The 18,849-nt window shown below is 40.2% G+C and carries 16 protein-coding genes and 1 tRNA gene; 9 read left to right on the top strand and 8 right to left on the bottom strand.

Features of this window, described 5'->3' with window-relative positions; translation table 11 throughout:
• Nucleotides 1-44 precede the first annotated feature (44 nt).
• Together C7972_RS22030 and alaS are read right to left on the bottom strand one after the other, a co-directional pair.
• Nucleotides 45-989 (bottom strand): GSCFA domain-containing protein, encoded by a 945-nt coding sequence (locus C7972_RS22030; protein ID WP_110358328.1) that lies wholly within the window; start codon nt 987-989, stop codon nt 45-47.
• Between the two features lie 83 nt (nt 990-1,072).
• Entirely contained in the window at nt 1,073-3,709 is a 2,637-nt protein-coding gene (gene alaS, locus C7972_RS22025; RefSeq protein WP_110358327.1) for an alanine--tRNA ligase, read from the bottom strand.
• 104 nt (nt 3,710-3,813) lie between these two features.
• On the opposite strand from alaS, the gene C7972_RS22020 reads away from it, so the two are divergent.
• The 7 genes from C7972_RS22020 to C7972_RS21990 all read left to right on the top strand — a co-directional run bounded on the left by C7972_RS22020 (nt 3,814) and on the right by C7972_RS21990 (nt 8,555).
• Nucleotides 3,814-4,791 (top strand): M23 family metallopeptidase, encoded by a 978-nt coding sequence (locus tag C7972_RS22020; RefSeq protein WP_110358326.1) that lies wholly within the window; start codon nt 3,814-3,816, stop codon nt 4,789-4,791.
• Nucleotides 4,791-5,120, top strand: a complete 330-nt coding sequence (locus C7972_RS22015) for a MerR family transcriptional regulator (RefSeq protein ID WP_110358325.1) — start codon at nt 4,791-4,793, stop codon at nt 5,118-5,120. Before C7972_RS22020 ends, C7972_RS22015 begins: the two co-directional genes overlap by 1 nt.
• Nucleotides 5,121-5,141: 21 nt before the next feature.
• Nucleotides 5,142-5,741 (top strand): LemA family protein, encoded by a 600-nt coding sequence (locus C7972_RS22010; RefSeq protein WP_110358324.1) that lies wholly within the window; start codon nt 5,142-5,144, stop codon nt 5,739-5,741.
• Nucleotides 5,742-5,747: 6 nt separating this feature from the next.
• Complete coding sequence (locus tag C7972_RS22005; protein WP_110358323.1) at nt 5,748-6,185, top strand: TPM domain-containing protein; 438 nt, start codon at nt 5,748-5,750, stop codon at nt 6,183-6,185.
• Complete coding sequence (locus C7972_RS22000) at nt 6,166-6,972, top strand: YgcG family protein (RefSeq protein WP_110358322.1); 807 nt, start codon at nt 6,166-6,168, stop codon at nt 6,970-6,972. Before C7972_RS22005 ends, C7972_RS22000 begins: the two co-directional genes overlap by 20 nt.
• A 253-nt stretch (nt 6,973-7,225) precedes the next feature.
• Nucleotides 7,226-7,954: a helix-turn-helix domain-containing protein gene (locus tag C7972_RS21995; RefSeq protein WP_110358358.1), complete on the top strand. Its 729-nt coding sequence runs from the start codon at nt 7,226-7,228 to the stop codon at nt 7,952-7,954.
• A gap of 67 nt (nt 7,955-8,021) precedes the next feature.
• Nucleotides 8,022-8,555: a dihydrofolate reductase family protein gene (locus tag C7972_RS21990; protein ID WP_110358321.1), complete on the top strand. Its 534-nt coding sequence runs from the start codon at nt 8,022-8,024 to the stop codon at nt 8,553-8,555.
• Between the two features lie 427 nt (nt 8,556-8,982).
• Here C7972_RS21990 and C7972_RS21985 read toward each other — a convergent pair whose 3' ends face one another.
• Together C7972_RS21985 and der are read right to left on the bottom strand one after the other, a co-directional pair.
• The gene (locus tag C7972_RS21985) at nt 8,983-11,745 is read right to left on the bottom strand and encodes an outer membrane beta-barrel protein (protein ID WP_110358357.1); all 2,763 of its coding nucleotides are present in this window, start codon (nt 11,743-11,745) and stop codon (nt 8,983-8,985) included.
• A 132-nt stretch (nt 11,746-11,877) separates the two neighbouring features.
• Nucleotides 11,878-13,182, bottom strand: a complete 1,305-nt coding sequence (der, locus tag C7972_RS21980) for a ribosome biogenesis GTPase Der (protein ID WP_110358320.1) — start codon at nt 13,180-13,182, stop codon at nt 11,878-11,880.
• Nucleotides 13,183-13,267: 85 nt separating this feature from the next.
• On the opposite strand from der, the gene C7972_RS21975 reads away from it, so the two are divergent.
• The gene (locus C7972_RS21975; RefSeq protein ID WP_309148940.1) at nt 13,268-13,774 is read left to right on the top strand and encodes a GTP-binding protein; all 507 of its coding nucleotides are present in this window, start codon (nt 13,268-13,270) and stop codon (nt 13,772-13,774) included.
• A 287-nt stretch (nt 13,775-14,061) separates the two neighbouring features.
• Here the strand turns inward: C7972_RS21975 and C7972_RS21970 are convergent, their stop codons facing one another.
• The 3 genes from C7972_RS21970 to C7972_RS21960 all read right to left on the bottom strand — a co-directional run bounded on the left by C7972_RS21970 (nt 14,062) and on the right by C7972_RS21960 (nt 18,153).
• Nucleotides 14,062-15,585: a choice-of-anchor I family protein gene (locus C7972_RS21970; protein ID WP_110358318.1), complete on the bottom strand. Its 1,524-nt coding sequence runs from the start codon at nt 15,583-15,585 to the stop codon at nt 14,062-14,064.
• A 153-nt stretch (nt 15,586-15,738) separates the two neighbouring features.
• The gene (gene era, locus C7972_RS21965) at nt 15,739-16,623 is read right to left on the bottom strand and encodes a GTPase Era (protein ID WP_110358317.1); all 885 of its coding nucleotides are present in this window, start codon (nt 16,621-16,623) and stop codon (nt 15,739-15,741) included.
• Between the two features lie 48 nt (nt 16,624-16,671).
• A complete protein-coding gene (locus tag C7972_RS21960) occupies nt 16,672-18,153 on the bottom strand; it encodes a Na+/H+ antiporter NhaC family protein (RefSeq protein WP_110358316.1) in 1,482 nt (493 codons plus the stop codon).
• 376 nt (nt 18,154-18,529) lie between these two features.
• On the opposite strand from C7972_RS21960, the gene C7972_RS21955 reads away from it, so the two are divergent.
• Nucleotides 18,530-18,602: transfer RNA gene (locus C7972_RS21955), tRNA-Met, on the top strand.
• Nucleotides 18,603-18,721: 119 nt separating this feature from the next.
• Here C7972_RS21955 and C7972_RS21950 read toward each other — a convergent pair.
• Nucleotides 18,722-18,849, bottom strand: a 128-nt coding sequence (locus C7972_RS21950; protein WP_146216268.1) for a transposase, incomplete at its 5' end; no start/stop codon positions are given.

Here is an 18,849-nt window from a genome sequence, read left to right as displayed (position 1 = left end):
AATAAAACAGAATACAAAACCATAGGGCAATTGCCTTATTTTAGTCAGAATTTCATAAAAGGATACTGCTCTTGAAGCAAAATCATCCTTTCTTTAAGATGTCGTAGAAATTTTTGATGCTTTTCCGATTCTAGATTAAAAGGGCGGTGATTTAATCCTTTTTGAATAGCGGCCACTTCATCCATAGTCTTATAGGAAGTATCGGACATCCAACTCTTTTTAAATTTTTCCCAGATATAGTTAATCGCCAGATCATTGGGATGAATCATATCCGTTTCATAAAACCGATAATCCCTAAGTTCATCCATCATTAGTTCATAACTCGGGAAATACAAGGCATTCCCTGCTTTTATTATTTGGTGAACCGCGCTAATCAAATGTGCCTTACTTTGTTGATTTTCTACAAAACCATCCTTTAAGTGTCGCACCGGGGAAACCGTAAAAACAATCTTGGCCAAGGAATTTATGGACCGAATTTGATGTACAATTGCCTCTAGACTTTGATTGATTTTTTCTATTGAGAGTAGTTGTTTCTGAAAGGCCATCTGAGGAACCTTATGGCAATTGGCCACTTCCTTTCCACTCTCCTTCAATTGATAGGTCCAAGCCGTCCCTAAAGTTACAAAGATATGGGAAGCCTTGGCTATCCATAATTTGGTTTCCAATAAACCCGAGTTTAGGCTACCGAGCAATTCTTCCTTTGTAACAGAGGACAAATCCGAATGCGCATCATAACACTGCCAGCGCTCATTTAAAAAAAAAACCTCCTCCCCTAAGTAATGTTTCTGATGAATGGCCCTGGAAATCAAGTTTTCAATAGCCAAAGGGTGAAATAAAATTCCAAAAGGATTTTGTAGTGTTTGGAATTTATAGAAAGCCAGCTTGTCTCCTATATTGTTGGCAAAACAGGACCCAAGTACTATAAGCCGACTAGCATAATCAATTTGATTTTCAGCTTGTTTTAAAGGTACCTGTGTTTGAAGTTTCATGTATCAATTTTAAGCATTACCTTCCTTAAGCAACCCTAAAGCCTCCTTTAGATTTCACAATTATTCGGATTCTGACTACTGTTTTATTCTATATAAGCCTTAGCTTTCTGGAGCACCTCTTCAATTCCTGCTGGATTTTTACCTCCGGCCGTAGCAAAAAACGGTTGGCCGCCCCCGCCTCCTTGAATATACTTTCCTAGCTCCCGCACAATGGTTCCGGCATTCAATTTCCTCTCTTCCACCAGTTCTTTGGAGATATAGCAGGACAAAAGTGCTTTCCCTGCGCTCTCCGCAGCGAAAAGTAAAAATAGATCCTTTCTATTCTGACCCATCTCAAAGGAGATATCCTTTATTCCCGAGGCATCCAAATCCACCTTCTTGGCCAAGAATTGAATTCCGTTTACTTCTGTAAGGGCATTGAGCAAATCGCCCTTCAAATTTTTGGCTTTGTCCTTCAAGAGGATTTCCACTTCTTTTTTCAACCTTAAATTTTCCTCTTGCAAAGCCTTTAACGCCTTTACGGGTTCCTGGGGATTATTCAAAAGCTCCTTAATTTCCAACAGGGTATTATTACTTTCGGCATAGAAGTCCTTTACCGCATCCGAGGTTATGGCTTCTATTCTTCTTATGCCCGCGGCAACTGCGCCTTCCGACCTAATCTTAAAATGCCAGATATCGGCCGTATTCCGCACGTGGGTACCCCCGCATAGTTCTACGGATTGCCCAAATCGAATGGTTCTGACCGCATCCCCATATTTTTCCCCGAAAAGGGCCATAGCCCCCTGCTCCAAGGCCTTTTCCATAGGCACGTTGCGCTGTTCTTCCAGCGGAAGTCCATTACTAATACGCGCATTCACAAAACTTTCTATTGCCGACAATTCATCCGTACTAAGTTTGGCAAAATGGGAAAAATCGAAGCGCAGGTATTTGGAATGCACGGCCGAACCTTTTTGTTCCACATGTGTCCCCAAAATTTCACGTAGGGCCTGGTGCAATAAATGCGTAGCTGTATGGTTACATTCGGTTCTTTTGCGCTGCTTTGCATCTACTACAGCCTTGAATTTATCCGTAGTGTCCTTGGGTAAATTTTTCGCAATATGAACAATCTCATTATTTTCTTTTTTGGTATCCAAGATATATACCACATCCCCATTGGGGGCTTCCAAATACCCCTTGTCCCCAACCTGTCCCCCTCCTTCGGGATAAAATGGGGTTAGGTTGAACACAATCTGATACTGCTTTCCTTCCTTTTTGGATGTTACCTTTCTATACTTTACAATCTTTACCGTGGTTTCCAAATGGTCATAACCCACAAATTCCTGCTGCGGATCATCGGCAAGAACAACCCAATCCTCTTTGGACACTTCAGATGCCGATCTGGAACGATCCTTTTGCTCCTTCATGGCCGTTTCGAAACCTTTTTCATCCAGATCATAGCCTCTTTCACTTAAAATTAGGGCTGTTAAATCTATGGGGAATCCGAAAGTATCGTAAAGCTCGAACGCTTTTCTACCGTCTATTTTTTTGTCTTTGTTTTCGGCAACAATATTGTCCAACAATAATAATCCTTGGTCCAACGTCTTTAAAAAGGAATGTTCCTCTTCCTTCACCACATTTTCTATTAACTGGCGCTGATCCTTAAGTTCGGGAAAGGATTTTCCCATGGTATCCGAAAGTACCTTTACCAATTGGAACATAAATGGTTCTTTGGTGTTCAAAAAGGTAAATCCGTAACGTATGGCCCTTCTTAAGATTCTCCTAATTACATAGCCTGCGCCGGTATTACTGGGCAACTGTCCGTCTGCAATGGAAAAGGAAACCGCCCTAATATGATCGGCAATTACCCTTATGGCAATATTAATTTCTTCATCCTTACCATATTTGGAATTGGTGATGGTCTCTATCTCCCTGATGATGGGCGTAAACACATCCGTATCGTAATTGGATTGCACTCCCTGCATTACCATGCACAAACGCTCAAAGCCCATTCCTGTATCCACATGTCTGGCGGGTAAGGCTTCCAATTGTCCGTTGGCCTTCCTATTGTACTGCATAAAAACCAAGTTCCATATCTCCACTACTTGCGGGTGATCTTGATTGACAAGAACTGCTCCGGATATTTTAGCCTTTTCCTCGGCAGAACGGATATCCACATGTATTTCCGAACAAGGTCCGCATGGCCCTTGGTCTCCCATTTCCCAGAAATTGTCCTTCTTGTTACCAAATAGAATCCTTTCCTTTGGCACTATTTTACCCCAAAGCTCCAAGGCTTCCGTATCCTGATCAAGTTTATCGGCATCCTTACTTCCTTCAAAAACCGTTACGTAAAGACTATTTTTATCAATTTTGCAAACCTCGGTCAAAAACTCCCATGCCCAAGCAATGGCCTCGGTCTTAAAATATCCACTTGCCGGCCGGGCAGGGTCGCCAAAACTCCAGTTCCCCAACATTTCGAACATAGTATGGTGATAGGTATCCTTTCCAACCTCTTCCAAGTCATTGTGCTTGCCACTTACCCTAAGGCATTTTTGGGTATCGGCCACGCGATTGTACTTAGGTACAGAGTTTCCAAGGAAAAACTCCTTAAATTGATTCATGCCCGCATTGGTGAACATTAAAGTTGGATCATCCTTGATGACCATAGGTGCAGAAGGAACAATTTTATGGCTTTTTTCCTTAAAAAATTCTAAAAACTTGGCTCTAATTTCTTGGGATTTCATGTAAATTGGTAAGCTTTTTATATATTTAACGGTTGTTAGAAAACATTTTGCAAAATTGTAAGTTATCTATAAACAAGACCACAAAAATAGGATAAATTAGATACATGTCTAAGGTAAAATATTATTACGACCCGGACACCCTATCTTACCGTAAGATAGAACCCAAAAAGTCCAGAAGATTTAGAAATATTGCTCTATTTTTTCTAGGGTCATTTCTATTTGGATTTTTAGGACTCATATTACTTTTAAACACCAATTTGGTAAACACCCCGCGCGAACTTTCCTTGGCACGAGAGGTCAAAAATTACGAACTTCAGTTTGAATTGTTGGGCAAAAAAATGGAGCAGATAGAAAATGTTCTGGCCAATATCGAAGACCGGGACAACAATATCTACAGATTGTATTTTGAGGCCAACCCTATACCTGAAGAACAGCGAAGAGCTGGATTTGGTGGGGTAAACAGGTACAAATCCCTGGAAGGCTTCAACAATTCCGAAATGATCATCGCCACTACCAAAAGGCTGGACATCATCCAAAAACAAATGGTGATTCAATCCAAATCCCTGGACGAAATTACCAAGTTGGCGGAGGAAAAAGAAAAATTATTGGCGGCCATCCCTGCCATACAGCCCATAAAAAATGAGGACCTAACGCGTATGGCATCTGGTTATGGTTGGCGTTCCGACCCATTTACCAAGGCTAGAAAAATGCATTGGGGTATGGATTTTACCTCTCCTAAAGGAACTCCTATATATGCTTCTGGCGACGGAACCGTTACCAGAGCGGACAACAATGCCTCGGGTTATGGAAAACACATAAGAATAGATCATGGCTATGGTTATATGAGTCTTTATGGCCATTTAAGTCAGTACAACGTTAAAGCCCGTCAAAAGGTAAAAAGAGGTGACCTCATCGGATTTGTGGGAAGTACCGGAAGATCCGAAGCCCCACACCTGCATTATGAGGTCTGGAAAGACGACCAACGTATTAACCCGATCAACTTCTATTACGGCAGTTTAACCTCGGAAGAATTTGAAAATATGTTGAAATACGCAACCCAAGAAAATCAATCCCTGGATTAATGCATATAGATCTTCCGGAAAAACGATATTATGGTATTGGTGAAGTGGCCGATGCCTTTGATGTGAACACCTCACTTATCCGTTTTTGGGAAAAGGAGTTTGACGTGCTCAAGCCTAAAAAAAATGCTAAGGGCAATAGAAAATTCACACCCCAGGACATTAAAAACCTTCAGTTGATATACCATTTGGTAAAGGAACGCGGTTTTACTCTGGAAGGTGCCAAAACCCATCTAAGGGAAGATAAATTAAAGACCTTGTCTACCTTTGATGTGATTCAAAAATTGGAAAAAGTTAAGGCTGAACTAATTAAAATAAAGAACCAACTATAAATAACACTAAACACACTGATCATGAAAAAATGGTTAATTCCGGTTATTATTCTTGCCGTTTTGGGAATAGGCTTGTACCAATGGGCCGTAGGCTTTAACAATACAGCTGTTAAACTCAAGGAAACATCTACCCAGACCTGGGCCAATGTAGAGAGCGCCTATCAAAGGCGAAACGATCTTATAGGCAATCTCGTCAAGACGGTACAAGGTGCTGCCGACTTTGAAAAAGGTACTCTTACAGCCGTTATAGAAGCTAGGGCCAAGGCCACTTCTGTCAGTATAGACCCCACCAACATTACCCCAGAGCAACTTGCAAAATTCAATGAGGTACAGGGTGGACTTAGCGGTGCCCTGAAAAGTCTTTTGGTCACCGTAGAGCGTTATCCTGACCTGAAAGCCAATCAAAATTTCCTTGAACTGCAATCCCAGTTGGAAGGCACTGAAAACAGAATAAACATAGAGCGAAATCGATTTAACGAAAGCGTCCTGCCCTATAACAATCACATTAAAACTTTTCCAAATTCCGTATTGGCAGGCCTATTTAATTTTGATGAATTGGCTTACTTTAAATCGGAAGCCGGTGCGGAGCAAGCTCCAGACGTAAATTTTGAATTCAACTAAAGTACCATGTCCAAAGTAGAAGATTTTTTGACGGCCAAGGAGGAATTGGAAATAGTGAATGCTATTGTAGAGGCCGAAAAAAACACTTCGGGGGAAATTAGGGTGCACATTGAACCCATGACCAAGAAACCCCATTTTGAACGTGCCCAAGAAGTATTCCACTATTTAAAAATGGACAATACCAAAGAAGAAAATGGGGTGTTGATCTACATTGCCGTTCATGACAAGAAATTTGTTATTTATGGCGATAAAGGCATAAACAGGGTGGTCCCCGATAATTTTTGGGACAACACCAAAACGATACTGGAAAATCATTTTAAAAAAGGGAATTTTAAACAAGGGATCATAGAAGGAATACTCATGGCCGGCAAAGAACTGCAAACCCACTTTCCTTGGCGACACAATAACACCAACGAATTAAGCAATGAAGTATCTAAAGGGTAGTCTCTTATTCCTGGTATTATGCAGCTTCTCCATAACTGTTGCCCAATTTAAAATTCCTGAAAAACCAAAACTTCAGGAACAAACAAGTGTTTACGATTATATAAATTTACTTTCTGCCGAACAAAAAACCAGTTTGGAGCAAAAATTGATCCGATATGCAGATAGTACTTCCACCCAGATCGTTTTAGCCATTATCCCTTCTACCCAAGGGGAAAATATCAATTTTCTAGGTGCTAACTGGGGACATGCCTGGGGTATAGGACAGGCCAAGGAAGACAACGGTATTTTGATCTTATTGGCCAGGGACGATCGAAAAATTGCCATCAACACAGGATATGGAATAGAGCCCACATTAACAGATGCCCTTTCCAAACGTATTATAGAAACAGTAATCATCCCAGAATTCAAACAGGGAAATTATTACGCCGGACTCAATAAGGGAGCTGATGCTATTTTTAATGTGCTGAATGGAGAGTTCAAGGAAGAGCGCAGTTTCGATGAAAATCCTGGATTTCCATTTCAGACCGTACTTCCTTTCATCATTTTTATAGTTATCCTGATTATACTCTCCAACAAAGGGAAAAGAGGGGGTGGCGGTAAGGGAGGCAACCATAAGGGCATGGACCTTTGGGATATAATTGTGCTCAGCAATATGGGCCGGGGCGGTTACAGATCCGGATCTTCGGGTGGAGGATTTGGCGGTGGAGGCAGTTTTGGCGGCGGCGGTTTCGGAGGAGGCTTCGGCGGCGGAGGCTTTGGTGGCGGTGGTTCCTCAGGAGGTTGGTGATGGTTTTAATGTGAAAATGTACCAATTGCTTAATGTAACAATTTATCAATGTGTTAATTTGAGGATTTGAGGATTTGGAAATGAAAATGTATAGGCATTCAAACCTTAAACCCTTCAAACCGGTAACAGCGATCGGAAGAAAGAAAAAAGATAATCAAGTATTATTGAAAAGAATACAATCGGGGCTCACTTGATAATGTACCAATTTATCAATGTGTTGGCGGTCATTGTACGAACAACATTAGAGAAACCAATGAAATACAAAAAAATAAAGCCTCATAATGAATTAGAGTCCTTTATCGATTTCTATTGGGAGTTGAAAGGAAACGAGTTCAAAAGCCAGAGGGAACGGGTTTTCCCAGATGGATGTACTGGTATTGTAATGAATATAGGAAATAAATGTCTTACAGATAACGGCTTACTATCAATGGAGTTTGGGAAAACCTACGTGGTTGGTGCAATGACTTCATTTAAAGATAGCGTTATTGATACTGATACACACTTAATGGGCGTATGTCTAAAACCTGGTACTTTCACAAATTTCTATGCCTCACAAAATGAACTGACTAACGACACCGTTGAATTTGAAAAATCCCAATCATTTAATCTTGATAAAACATTTGAAAATTCTTTCAATTATTTTAACCAATTCTTTTCGTCAAGACTAAAAAACAAAAATTACCAACTACAATCAATTATCAACGATATTCATTCAACGAAAGGGCAACTGTGTATCTACGAATTATCAAAACGAAATTTTACAACAATAAGACAGCTTGAACGCAACTTTAAAAAGCTCATCGGACTATCACCCAAAAAGTATTCAAACATTATCCGCTTTAGAAATGCTTTGGGTTTAATCAAAGGTTCAAAGCAAAATCGGAGTTTACTAGATATTGCCTTTGAATGTGGATATTATGACCATTCACATCTCACAAACGCAATTAAGCAATATACAGGTCTTCTGCCCTCCGACCTTTAAAAAGTCGTTTTTTTCCAAAGCAAGGTTTTGGGAGCATTCTTAGTTTTGTGGTAAAAATTAACATTCAATGAGAAAAGTAAAACTATTTATAGCAACCAGTTTAGACGGATTTATAGCTCAACCAAATGATGACCTTAGTTTTCTAAAACTAGTTGAAAAAGAAGGGGAAGATTATGGATATGCAGCATTTACATCAACAATTGATACCATTATCATAGGTCGAAAAACTTATGATTATGTGGTAAAGGAGATTGGTGCTTCGCATTACGATAATGGAAAACGGGATGTTTATGTCGTTACAAGAACAGAACGTCCAGATAGTGGTAGAATCAAGTTCTATTCAGGTAGTTTGGTGGAACTAATTGCCAAACTTAAAAGTGAAAAGGGAAAAGACATTTATTGTGATGGTGGAGCAGAAGTCGTTAACGAACTTTTAAAAAATGACCTGATAGATGAACTTACCATCTCCATCGTACCAATTCTGGTCGGAAATGGAACAAGGCTGTTTAAAGAAGAAAGACCTGAGCAATTATTAGAATTTGTCAGTGTAAAAACATTTGAAACTGGATTGATACAACTACACTACAAACGAAAAAAATAAAACGAACCGCCAACAATGGCTCCTAGGTAATGCTGAGTTCAGTAGCACAGGTAAGGCAAGTATTTCATAGCCCGCCAAAGAAGCGCTTTGACGTTTATTGAGTAAATTTAAACCCAAAGACACAGCTTTGGCTACTGTTAGTGCAATCGAAAGGCTACTGCCTTAAAATCCCGCATTACGCATAGCAGGGTCGTTAATTGGAGGATTTGGAAATGAAAATGTATTGACATTCAAACCTTAAACCCTTCAAACCGGTAACAGCGATCGGAAGAAAGAAAAAAGATAATCAAATATTATTGAAAAGAATACAATAGGGGTTCACTTGATAATGTACCAATTTATCAATGTGTTAATTTGAGGATTTGAGGATTTGGAAATGAAAATGTACAGGCATTCAAACCAAAAACAACTTATACTTCCTAGAGGATTAATTGTAATAACGTCTTCCCCCTCCACTATTTGGCCTTTTACCTCCAAACTGATCAAACTTATAGGTAAAGCTGGCCATAAAATACTGTTGCAGTACGGTACCTTGAAAATCCTGAATAAAATCCTCCCCTGTAGTTCTTCGGGTATTTATATTTTGATCCAACAAATCATAGGCCAAGACTTTAAGGGTGCCTTTATCCTGTAGCATTTGAAGACCGAGACTCATATTCCAAAAAAGGGCATCCTTCTTATATCCTGGACCCACATTGCCATTGTAGCTGTATTTTAAATCATTGCCCCATATTAAATTCTTGGGCCAATAGGTTGTAACCCTTAGACTGGCATTTTGGGATGTAAATTTAATATCGTCTACACTTTCCAAATTATAGGTAGTATTATTAAAACCTATTCCATACCCTGGTTCAATCTCTATCTGTTCCTTATAATTGTAGGTAGTTGAAACATACGGACTTACATCAAAGGATTTCGCTTTTAATTCCACCCCATTGGTAAAACTTACTTGTCGCCCAAAATTTAACCTTGGTCTAACGTTAAATTTAATGGTATATAGACTGTCTTTCTTAATTTGTTTGGAATACCCTACACCTCCGTACCCACTATAGTTTCCATCTACATTGGTATAGCGTGTAGTTCTTAAATAATTGTCATCGGTGGTGGAAATAGCGGACACCCTATCCTTTTGAATATCAAATCCTGAATACAGAAAAATCCCAGTTCGTTCCTTCCAATTATAATTGTTGTAATTAAAATCTATACCATGATTAACACTGGGCAGTAAATTGGGGTTTCCTATTACCACGTTCAGTGGATCATTAATATTGGGTACCGGTTGCAATTGATTGACCGATGGCACATTGAGCCTGGAATTGTACCTTAGGTACAAGCGCTCGTTCTTGCCCAGATTATATCTAATATTGGTCCTGAACATCAGATTCTTATATGAATTTGAAAAAGTGGTGTTCTGAAGAAAATCTTGATTCTTTAAATCCGTCATCACATAGGTGGCATTGACTCTAAAATTCAACTTTTCCCCATTACTGCGTATTCCAAAAGAAGGGGACTGTTGTATATTTCCAAAGGTAAAATCCGAACTCAAAGCCATGTTAAAATCGGTATATCCATTGGTTGCAGTGTCGAAATCCATTACCTGTTTGGCATTGTCCCTTTGATCATTTTTATATTCATAACCAAAATCCAAGAACAGTTTACTGGTCAACGGTTGTCTATAATCCAGCTCCAATTCATAGGAATTTCTTTTATTGTCTATTTCCGAAAGCTGATCTAGGGTTTCTATACTTGGATCATCCCCAAATATCTCTCGGTACGAATTTAAGTTGGACGTATTCAAATTTTCAGAATTGTCATTGGAAAAGGAAATACTTATCATTTTACCAATGGTATCCAGCTTTTTCATAATTCCAATACGATTGGAAAAACTACTTTGAACACCGTCATTGACCGATACCCTATCATTTCTATTGATCAAATCTCCATTTTGATCCGTGGAAACCCGATTATTACTGTTGACAGAGTTGGTCCTGTTAACGCTCAAGGAGGGCTGAACCGTCACCCGAAGCGTTTCATCAACATCATAATCTATGTTGGCCGCACCCCGATTGGAATTGGTAGAACCCTCAAAATTGGATATGTTGTCCGTAAAATATCTACTATCGGGCAAGATGTTTTCCCTACTTGTCTTCTGGTCATTATAGGAATCGCTGTATCCAAAAAAGTAATTGGCATCGATTTTATATTCCCCCTTTTCGGAATTGGCATAGCTAGTTCCAAGATTTGATGAAGTAGTAATTCCATTGCCAAAATTATTGATCAGCCCAGATTCCCGTGCCCCAGAATATCCCCCATCGGTATTCCCCACCATGTCGTAAATCTCATCAAAGGAAAAACCTGAATTGTTAATGTTATTGGAGCTTGCTATAAAACTTATCCTTTTCTTATCACTAAAATAATTGAGCAGTCCGTTTAGCTGATATCGATCATCAGTGCCATAGCCCGCTGCCATTCTTCCCAAATAGCCCTTGTTCTTATCTTCTTTTATGGTAAGATTTATGGTTTTGTTTTCCCCATCGCCGGCTTCCCCCGTAAATTCCTCGGTTTTGGTTTTGGTATCGGTAATTTGAATCTTGCTTATTATATCTTTGGGCAAACTTTTGGTGGCTACTTTAGGGTCGTTACTAAAAAAAACCTGACCATTTACCAGCACCTGATTTACCTCCTTACCATTTACGGTAATCTTCCCATCGCTATCCACCTCTACCCCAGGCAACTTTTTCAGCACATCCTCTACAGAGGCATCTGGTTTCGTTTTAAAGGAATCAGCATTAAATTCCAAGGTGTCCTTTTTTATGGTGATGGGAACCCTATCGCCCACAACAAGAACAGCATCCAATTCCTGTGCTTGCTCCTCCAATGGCACACTCCCCAAATCTACTTGGGCTTCCAGTTTCACTTTTAAACTATGTGGCTTGTACCCATTATAGGAGAAGTATACGTTTAACTCCTTGAGATTGGTATCCCCTTCCAGTTCAAACAACCCTTTTTGATCGGATACGGTATAGGTTACCAAGGAACTATCCTTTAATGATTCCGCATAAATTGTGCATGCTTCCAATGGAGCCTTGGTAATGGCATCGACAATCTTCCCGCTCAACACGAAATCCTGGGAAAAAGAATGGCTAAAAAATAGAATGGAAAATAGGATAGAAAGGTGAAATTTCTTCATTTGGTAATTCTGTCTTGGATTCTTGGTAGTATGGTAAGCCCCCAAAAATAACCCTTGCCCTACTACGACCCAAATGGTTAACAGAACTTTAAGACCTCACTTTTAGAAATACCTCAATACCAGTGCAGATCCCTATTTCTTTCTCATAAATACCGTTACCGGTACCCCGGTAAAATCAAAATTCTCCCTTAGCTTATTCTCCAGAAATCGCTTGTAGGGATCCCTTACATATTGTGGAAGATTACAGAAAAAAGCGAACTGTGGATAGGGGGTTGGCAGTTGAGTACAGAACTTTATTTTAACATACTTATCCTTATAGGCCGGTGGAGGATAATTTTCTATAATGGGCAACATGATATCGTTCAGTTTTCTGGTAACGACCTTTTTTTGCCTATTTTCATAGACTTGAACTGCTGTTTCAATAGCCTTATAGATACGCTGTTTGGTCAGGACGGATACAAAAAGAATGGGCACATCTGTAAAAGGAGCTATTGCCTCCTTTATTTTTTGGGTGTATTGCTTAATGGTGTTGGTTTCCTTATCCTCAACCAAATCCCATTTATTAACCAGGATCACTATTCCCTTGTTGTTGCGCTGAGCCAACCAGAAAATATTTTCCACTTGTCCGTCAAAACCTCGGGTAGCATCCAACATAAGAATACAAACGTCCGAATGTTCTATGGCCCTTACAGAACGCATTACGGAATAGAACTCCAGATCTTCCCGGACCTTGGCCTTACGACGGATTCCGGCCGTATCTACCAAATTAAATTCGAACCCAAACCGGTTGTATTTGGTATCTATACTATCTCTAGTAGTACCCGCAATATCGGTCACTATATATCGCTCTTCCCCAATCAGGGCATTGATAAAGGATGATTTTCCTGCATTGGGTCTTCCAACCACGGCAAAACGAGGCAAGTCGTCCTTCTCTTTTTCCTTTTCCGGCAACACCTTCACCAAATCGTCCAGTAAGTCGCCCGTACCACTACCGTTTATACTGGCAATGGTATAATACTCCCCTAGACCCAAAGAATAGAACTCAACGGCATCCTCGGCTCTTTTTCCGTTGTCTACTTTATTGACCACCAAGAAAACGGGCTTATTTACGCGCCTTAACAAATTGGCTACATCCTCATCCATTCCGGTAACCCCAGATTCCACGTCTACCATAAAGATAATGGCGTCTGCCTCATCGATGGCCAATTCTACTTGCTTATCTATTTCCTTTTCAAAAACGTCATCGCTCCCCAACACATATCCACCGGTATCGATCAAAGAAAACTCTACTCCGTTCCAATCACTCTTACCATAATGACGATCTCGTGTAACCCCACTTACGGCATCAACAATGGCCTCTCTTCTTTGAATCAATCGATTAAAAAAGGTTGATTTGCCTACATTAGGTCTTCCTACAATGGCTACAATAGCACTCATACTTTTAATTTGATGCAAAAGTACTATTTATATCCGAAGAAAAAACAGTATCTTTTATCCTAATTATCAGCCATCTAGTTTGAAAGTGTTACCCAACGAAATTATCCTAAGACCAAGATTCCAAATTAATCTAAAAGGTCCTGCGAAATCCATATTGCAATTATTCCAAAATGAGGACACTCCTCCTTTTGTCGTAAAGATTTCCGATCATCATGTTTTTATAAAATTCAATAAGGCGGAATCCCATTTTTGGTCGCCCCAACTGCAGATAGAAGTGGTGGACCGGGAAGAAGGCGGCAGCACTATCTACGGATTGTTTGGTCCCAACCCTACCTTATGGACATTTTTTATGTTCGTGCATTTCGGAGTGGCCACATTGTTCATTATTTTTGGGGTATGGGCCTATTCCAATAATGCGCTGGGTAAAGAAACGGACCTGCAGATCGGATTAATGGCCTTAATGGTCATTGTATGGATTGTTCTTTATGTATTTGGTAGGATAGGAAAAAGAAAGGGCAAGCCCCAAATGCATCAATTGCATGAGTTTATGTTACGGCATGCCAAGGTTGAAAGTTCAAAGTTTCTGGCTTAAAGTTTCATGGTCTTGGCGGAGATTGAGCGTAGTCGAAATCGAATAGGGTCAGCAAGAAAAACTTTTGAATGTGGCTTCGGCTCCGTTCAGCCACCAAGCAATAATCGGAGAATGTAATTCATCCAAATAAATACCTAGAGTTACCAAAACACACCAATGGGTCCGGCCTAAAATGTGCGACTTTTAGTCGTCCAAAAAATAGACTCTGTCGAAGTGACTATTACAAAAAATAATCCCCGAGTATACAGGGCAGATACCCGGGGAATACTTACAAAACAAATTGCAATCTATTTTATTTCGTAAATCGCTACGGTGTTGGAAACTTCATTGGTGATAATTACCAAGGTATTTCCTGTTGGGCTATTTTCCTCTGAAATAGTCACCAGACCTTCGGGAGCAATATCCGAGGAATCAAAAAGCCAATTTACGTATTCTGGACTATTGGGATTGGTAATATCATACACCAAAACACCACCTGTACGCTCCAAACCAACAAATAACAAAGTAGAACTGCCCACCTTCAAAGTGGTTACAGATTCTGGCTCGGCACCTTTATCATCACTTCGTCCATCGGCTTCACCCTCATCGGCATTAAAATAAGATGGGTTAAGCTCTAAAGTCCTTCTTCCAATTTCATCGGCACTGTCATATACCAAAGTCCCAGAAGTAGACCAGATTGTAAAAGACCTTCCTCCGTAGGCATATATTTTATCAAAGTCTCCATCGCCATCGATATCACCATTTGCCGTGGTAATTTTTAACCTTCCCAAATTTTCCTCCATTTGTAGATCAGCGGCATTAGGGAAAGCTAACGGATCCAAGATTACATCTTCTACCCTTTCCTCTTCGGAATATCCATCGTAATCCCTAGAATCCCCTTCATTGGCCGTAATAATATAATCCATGCCATCTAGCTTGGTAAAAGTAATGGCATCCGGCATATAAAAACCAAGCACTGGCCAATTCCGAAAGTTCCCTACCACATCATCCTTATTGCTGGCGTCCATCATATTTTCCCCAAAAGAATAATCCTTTACACCTAGACCAAAAACATTGGCAATGGCCTTATTCTTTAAATCGACTACGGCAATACCATTATTTTCCTGAAGCGTTACATAGGCAAACTTACTATCGTCCGAAACTGCCACATATTCCGGTTCCACATCCTGGGCAATACTTGCCGATGGACCAAAAACCCTAAAATCGTTCCCTATTGAAGCCGCACTATAGGAAGTAAAAAACATAGTATTAACCTCATTTTTTTGAACGTCCACTACAGAAATGGACCCCTCTGGATCTACCGAATAATCAGCATTTGGTTCCCCTTCATTGGCAGAAATTATATATTTTCCATCAGGACTAAAAGCAACCATGTCTGGCAATGCACCTACATTATATGTATTTACCAAGGCTTGGGTCTCGGTATCATAAGTCTGTACTGTACCATTCATTTGTTTATTGGCATTTTCTACAGCTACAGCCAAAAGTCCGTCGTGAACAGCAACACTATTTGGAGTTCCCACCAATGAAATTGAGCTCAATTTTACTGAGGAGGAAGGAGATGAAATATCCCAAACCGAAACTTCGGACTGGACCGGATTTACGATAAACAATTTGTTGGTCTTGGGATCAAAGGCACTGATTTCAGCAAAACCTTCCTCTCCTGTTCCATTGGAGAACCCACCTATTTTGGCAAATGTAAGGGTTGATACATCTACGTCGTCATTACCGCCACCATGGCCAATATGATCTTTGATACAAGAGGTGAATAGCATTCCACCTACGAAAAGTGCTAAAAGTGTTTTCTTCATTTTCTTTGGTTATTTATTTAAAACCAAAGATGTAAACCGGCTATAAGCTAAGCGTAAAATAAATAATAACTAATTGTTAAGGATCTAGCCTAAATGGGGTGGACAAAGAAAACTAAGAAACATTTACCTCCCTAAAAACGAACTTTTAAAATACTAACCCTGATTGTAGCCAAAGCGCTTCAACTGATTGGGATCGCTTCTCCAATTCTTGTTTACTTTTACATAGAGTTCCAAATGCACCTGTTTATCGAAGAATTTTTCCAAATCCTTACGGGCTTCCACTCCTACCCTTTTTAGGGCACTTCCCTTGTGGCCAATAATAATCCCTTTTTGGGAATCGCGTTCCACCATGATAACGGATCGCATTCGGATAATGTCCTCGTCTTCAAAGAATTCCTCGGTATCGATCTCCACTGAATATGGGATTTCCTTTTTGTAGAATTGAAGGATTTTTTCCCTGATGGTTTCGTTTACAAAAAATCGCTCCGGCTTGTCCGTTAATTGGTCCTTTGGATAATATGGCGGGGCTTCCGGCAACAATTCCAATATCCGTAGAAAGACTTCCTTCACATTAAAATTCTGCAAGGCGGATATGGGATGTATTTCAGCGGTCGGTAATTGTTCGTGCCAATATTGAACCTGCTCTTCCAAAATATTCTGTTCGGATACGTCAATCTTGTTCAATAAAAGCAAAACAGGGATTTTGGTATTTTTTAGTTTTTCAAAAAAGCGCTCGTCCTTTAAGGCCTTTTCACCAATTTCAACCATATAAAGCAATACATCGGCATCTTCAAAGGCCGATTTCACAAAGTCCATCATAGACGATTGCAATTCATAGGCCGGTTTGATGATTCCCGGGGTATCGGAAAGTACCACTTGAAAATCGTCCCCATTGACAATTCCCAAAATTCGGTGCCGGGTTGTTTGTGCCTTGGAAGTAATTATGGATAACTTTTCCCCAACAAAGGCATTCATAAGTGTGGACTTCCCCACATTGGGATTTCCTATAATATTTACAAAACCAGCTTTATGCGACATCTTTCCTTTTTAACTTTAATAGTTGCAAAGGTAGTGGAATCCTACCATCTAAATCATGATTAGGCCTAAAATTACATAAAGAAGCACTGTTACCAAACCGCCGATCAGGGCATAGGGCAACTGTGTATTTATATGGTCTATGTGATCACTGGCAGAGGCCATGGATGAAATAATGGAGGTGTCCGAAATAGGGGAACAGTGGTCTCCAAAAACCCCACCCCCTAAGGTAGCGGCCACAATTAAAGGCAGTGGTGCTCCATGGATTTCGGCCATGGGCATGGAGATCGCCATCATAATGGCAAAGGTTCCCCAGGAAGTCCCAGTTGAAAACGCTATAAGGGAGCTGATCACAAAAATAACAGCCGGTAAAAAAGCAGGCGACAACCAGTCCTTGGACCAATTTGCTATAAATTGCCCGGTACCCAAGGCATTACATGCGTCTCCTATTGCAAAGGCCAATAACATCAACAAAGCTAGTGGCATCAGTTCGCTAATTCCCTTCAGGGTCAGGTCGATCATTTCTTTGGTTTTCATAATTTTTTGCACTCTATACATTACCATGGCAACTAAAATTGCCGTTAGTACTGCATATAGCACGGATGATGAACCAGACCCATTGCCTATTGCCTTAAAAAGATGGTCCGAAAATGAAGAGGCGTCCTCCACGGCACCCCAACCCGTATAGGCCAAATTAATTGGCATCATAAATACCATAGTCGCCAAGGGCACGACCATATTATACGCCTTGGCCTTGATTCCTGCCTTGGATTCAAAAGAGGTTATCTCACTGGACAGCATGGGTTTGGCAGTATCACTTAACAATTTCCCTGTTTCCCTGGTGCGTTTTTCGGCCTTGCCCATAGGTCCTATATCCTTTTTGCCGATAATTACCACGAAAACAATCACTATGGCGAGAATAGGGTAAAAATTATAGGCTATGGAAGCAAGCATGGTCCCAAACGGATTCTCTATTCCCTGCGTAAGCAGTAACCCCATTATAAAAGCCCCCCATGCATTAAAGGGAATTAAAATGGAGGAAGGGGCGGAACTGGAATCGGCAATATAGGCGAGTTTTTCCCTCGGAATTTTAAGCTTATCAAAAACGGGTCGGTAAAGGGTCCCAACTGTCAAGGAACTAATACTTGTCTCCACAAATAGTAAAATTCCGGTAAGTAACGCCATAAGCTGCACCACTACCCTACTATATCCACTCTGCTTTTTCTCAAAATAGAGGATTACCCTATTGATCTGGTTTATAAATCCCTCCACCCCTTTGGAGTATTGAATGAACAGCAGCAGTGCCCCTACCAATGCACTGAACATTATGGTCCTTGTATTTCCCGGGGATTTAAAAACATTTACCAATCCCTCTATGGCCGCTAGCGTACCGGTAAGAAAATTCCAGTCATTAATGATGACCCATGAAAACCATATTCCAAAAAGCAGGGCCACATAAACTTGTTTGGTTCTGAGTGCCAATACGATGGCAATGATAGGTGGCAGGATTGAGAGAAAACCATAGTTATCCATAAATAATCGGGCGAATTAAAGGTGACGGATTTAATTAAAATCGATACAAAATAGAAAGATTTTGGACAAGGAGGACTACAACTGTGCATTTTTAAATGATAGATAAAAAATTAGGCTCAATTTTAATATTTAATCTAAAATAGATTTGGGAAATCATAAAAAGGATGTATCTTTGCAGTCCGAAATAATTCAGTCAGCATTATGAACTGAGGGTTTAGAGCCAGGTTGATAATTTTGGAAACGCACATCGCGGGATAGTCCTTCGGCTTCGCTCAGGAACCAAGCAGCATCCTTCGACTACGCTCAGGACAGGGTACCTACTCTGACTGAAAAAAAAATAAAATGACAGTACCATTAAGGTACATTGAACATACATCGCGGGATAGAGCAGTAGGTAGCTCGTCGGGCTCATAACCCGAAGGTCACTGGTTCGAGTCCAGTTCCCGCTACTAGGAAAGACAAGGCTTCACAGAAATGTGAGGCCTTTCTTTTTTTCAAGGGGTACAGAATAGGTACAGAATTGGAGTGTTTTTCAGGGATCAATCCCAAAAGTTGGGTTTTTACCATTTTAAGAATATAATTTAATCAAGCGATATAAGAAGTATTCCGTATTCCTGACTCCCCTAAATTGTGATCTAAAAGCCTTTACTTTGGCATTAAAGGATTCTGCTGAAGCATTTGTACTTCTGTTTAAAA

This window comes from Arenibacter sp. ARW7G5Y1 (assembly GCF_003201775.1).
In the GTDB taxonomy this organism is placed as follows: Bacteria; Bacteroidota; Bacteroidia; order Flavobacteriales; family Flavobacteriaceae; genus Arenibacter.
The sequence above is the reverse complement of the archived record's forward strand: the minus strand, read 5'-3'. Positions and strand labels throughout refer to the sequence as shown.